2 protein-coding genes and 2 pseudogenes are annotated in these 3,340 nt (G+C 73.3%); 1 reads left to right on the plus strand and 3 read right to left on the minus strand.

The genetic code is table 11. From position 1 onward, the window contains the following. From ACTS11_RS09850 to dddP, 3 genes and pseudogenes are all read right to left on the minus strand, one after another. Positions 1–225, minus strand: a pseudogene (locus tag ACTS11_RS09850) (DNA topoisomerase IB); the annotation flags it as partial. 158 nt (positions 226–383) lie between these two features. Beyond that, positions 384–1,595 (minus strand): bifunctional alpha/beta hydrolase/OsmC family protein, encoded by a 1,212-nt coding sequence (locus ACTS11_RS09855; RefSeq protein WP_442640145.1) that lies wholly within the window; start codon positions 1,593–1,595, stop codon positions 384–386. 117 nt (positions 1,596–1,712) lie between these two features. Next, positions 1,713–3,041 carry a dimethylsulfonioproprionate lyase DddP gene (dddP, locus tag ACTS11_RS09860; RefSeq protein ID WP_442640146.1) on the minus strand — a complete coding sequence of 443 codons (1,329 nt, stop codon included), beginning with the start codon at positions 3,039–3,041 and terminating at the stop codon, positions 1,713–1,715. A 99-nt stretch (positions 3,042–3,140) separates the two neighbouring features. On the opposite strand from dddP, the pseudogene ACTS11_RS09865 reads away from it, so the two are divergent. Beyond that, a pseudogene (locus ACTS11_RS09865) lies at positions 3,141–3,340 on the plus strand (hypothetical protein); the annotation flags it as partial.

A 3,340-nucleotide genomic window follows, 5' to 3' on the forward strand; every position in this document is an offset into this window, starting at 1 on the left:
CGCCCGCGCGTCGTAGCCGGTGGCCTGGAGGTGCCCCTCGGGCAGGGGACAGATCCACACGTCCTCGTAGGCGGGCGGCACCGCCAGCGCCTCGATCCGCGCGCGCTCCGGCCCCCGCGCGATGCGCGTGCCGTCGGGCGCGATGTAGGAGAACCCGCGCCCCCGCCGCTCGCGGCGGATGCCGGGCCGGTCGTCGGGGTAGTAGACGAGGTCTGCGGGCGTCATGGTCTCTCGCCGGGTTGCGGGTTGCCACGCAACGCGCGGGGCCCGCCCGCCGTTCCCCGCCCGGCCCGCGTCACGACCGGGCGCGCGGCCCCGCTTTCATCTTTCCCGAAATACGCACTTCCCGGCCGCCGTCCCGCGCAAGGCCCGGGTGGCGCGCCTCAGGCCTGCAGCTCCGTCTCGACCGTCGCGCCGTGTTCCAGCGTCCGGTGCACCGGGCACTTGTCGGCGATCTCCAGAAGCCGCGCGCGCTGCTCCGCGTCGAGCGCGCCCTCGAGGCGGATCAGCCGCCGGAACCGGTCGAGCGGCCGGTCGCCGTTGCCCGCGTCCTGCGCGTGCACGCGGTCGTGGCGGATGTCGACGGCGACTTGGTCGAGCGGCCAGCCCTTGCGGCGCGCATACATGCGGATCGTCATCGAGGTGCAGGCCCCGAGCCCCGCGGCGAGGAACTGGTAGGGCGTGAGGCCCCGGTCGGTGCCGCCGTAGCTCTCGGGCTCGTCGGCGAGGACGTGGTGGAGCGGGCCCGCCATCACGTCCTGGAGAAACCCGTTCCGATCCGCCTCGGTCACGCGCGTGACGCCCTCCGGCGCGCCCGGCGGCGGGGCGGGCGGGCGAAGGTCGAGGTAGCGCTGCGCCCAGGCGGCGATGATCGCGGCGGCGTATTCCGCGTCCGCGCCCCGCGACACGAGGTGGTCCGCGTCGTCGAGGGTGACGAAGCTCTTGGGGTGGCGGGCGGCGGTGAAGATCCGGGTCGCGTTGTCGATCCCCACGACCGCGTCGCGCGGCGCGTGCAGCACGAGGAGCGCGCGGCCGAGATGCCCGATGTCCTCGCTCAGCGCCGCGCCCGCGACGTCCTCGACGAAGCTCCGCCCGATCGTGACCTTGCGGCCGCCGAGATCGACCTCGCCCGCGCCCTTGCGCCGGATCGTCTCGAGCGCGTCGCCGAAGTTGTGCGTGACATGCCCCGGATCGAAGGGCGCGCCGATGGTGACGACGGCCTGCGCCGAGGGAATCGACCGCGCGGCCTTGAGGATCGCGGCGCCGCCGAGCGAATGGCCGACGAGGAGCGCGGGCGCCATGCCGCGCGCCGACAGCGTCTCGGCCGCCAGCACGAGGTCCTCGACGTTCGAGGTGAACGAGGTGTTCTGGAACTCGCCCTCCGAATGGCCGAGCCCGGTGAAGTCGAACCGCAGGACCGCGATGCCCTCGCCCGTCAGCCGCGCCGCGATGCGCCGGGCGGCCGCGATGTCCTTGCCGCAGGTGAAGCAATGGGCGAAGAGCGCGGTGGCGAGGTGCGCCCCCTCCGGCAGGTCGAGCCGCGCGGCGAGGTCGTGGCCGGAATGGCCCTTGAAGGTGAAGCGTTCGGTCGGCATGGGGGGCGGTCTCCGCTCTGGCCGTCCGAGCATGGGCACATGCGAAGTCCCGGGCAACCCGCGCGCAACCTCTTTCACGGGGACGTGTCGCCGCGCGCGCGGCCCGTGATCCGGGGCCTAGCCCCCCAGGAGCGCCGCGTCGAAGGGGTAGGAGGTCAGCACCTCGACGCCGTCCCCGGTGATCAGCACCTGCTCCTCGAGCTTGATGCAGAAGTCGCCCCCGTCCTCGCCCACCAGCGCCTCGACGCAGAGCGTCATGCCGGGCTCGAGCACCGCCTCGAAGGCGCCCTCCACGTAGCCGTCCGGATAGGCGATGTAGGGCCACTCGTCGCAGAGGCCGACCCCGTGGAAGCGGCAGGAATACTTGCGCGCCTCGTAGCGGGGATCGAGCCTGTGGCCGCCGAAGACGAGCTCGCGGAAGGGCACGCCGGGCCGCAGGAGCGCCATGTTGCCGTGGATGTGGTCGAGCGCGTGGCGCATCGCCTCCACCATGTCCGCGCGCGGGCGCTCGGGCCCCGTCCACCAGGTCCGGCTCATGTCGACGCAGTAGCCGTAGGCGCCGATGAGGTCGGTGTCGAAGGCGACGATCTCGTTCTCGCGGATCGTGCGCGGCCCGCACTCCTGGAACCACGGGTTCGTGCGCGGCCCCGAGGCGAGGAGGCGCGTCTCGATCCACTCGCCGCCGCGCCGGATGTTCCCCGCATGGAGCACGGCCCAGAGGTCGTCCTCGGTGATGCCGGGGCGCATCGCGGCCTGCATTTCGGCCACGGCGGCCTCGCAGGCATGGACCGCGCAGCGCATGGCGCGGATCTCCTCGGGGCCCTTGATGGCGCGGGCCTTCTCCATCACCTCCTCGCCGTCGAGAAGGGCGATGCCCCGCGCCTCGAGCGCGCGCGCGCCGTGGAGCATGATCTTGTCGACCGCGAGGCGCCGGTTGCCGCCCGCCCGCGTCGTGAGGAGGTCGGCGACCTGGTCGGCGAAGGCCTCGGCCGCCGCCTCCGTCCGGTCGCCGGTGACGCCGTAGAACATCGACGCGCCCGAGCGCAGCTCGGCCACCAGCGGATTGTGCTGCGCGAGGAAGGGCGCCTGCTTGTAGTCCCAGAGCACCATGTGCCCGTCCGCCATGACGAGGCAGGCGCGGAACGGGTTGTGCGCGTTCCAGAGCTGCATGTTGGTGCTGTCGGTGGCGTAGCGGATGCTGAGCGGATCGAAGAGGAGCACGCCGGCGAGGTCGCGCTCGGCCAGTCGCCCGACGATCCGGTCGAGCCGCCAGCGCCGCATCGCGGGCAGGTCGGGGAGCGTCAGGCCCGCCGCCTCCCACTCGGCATAGGCAAGCGGCGTCGGCCCGATCTCCACCCGGTCCTGGTCGTTCGGCGTGCCGTCGGGCAGAAGCGGACCCTTGCCGGGGTCGATCTTGCGCGCGGGGATGCGATAGGCTTCATTCATCGGGGCGACCGTGCTGGGGGGCTGCTGCCGGGAATGATCCGCGCGCGCCCGCGCGCCGCGCGCCGCGAAACGGCAGACCGGAAGGAAAACAGGTCGCAAATGAACGATCCCGTGCTCCACTCGGTCCTGCCCTCCGCGCCCTGGATGGTGCCCGCGCAGCGCCGCCTGCCGGGGACGCAGCCCCTGTCGATGGCGGAGTGGCTGGTGGCGGACGAGGCCTTCGCCGGGCAGATGGCGCTCCGCGACCGGCTGCTCGCCGCGCGGCGGGAGGACGTGCTGGCGGCCACGCCCGGATCGGA

It is taken from the genome of Roseicyclus sp. (assembly GCF_052168335.1).
Lineage (GTDB): Bacteria > Pseudomonadota > Alphaproteobacteria > Rhodobacterales > Rhodobacteraceae > Roseibacterium.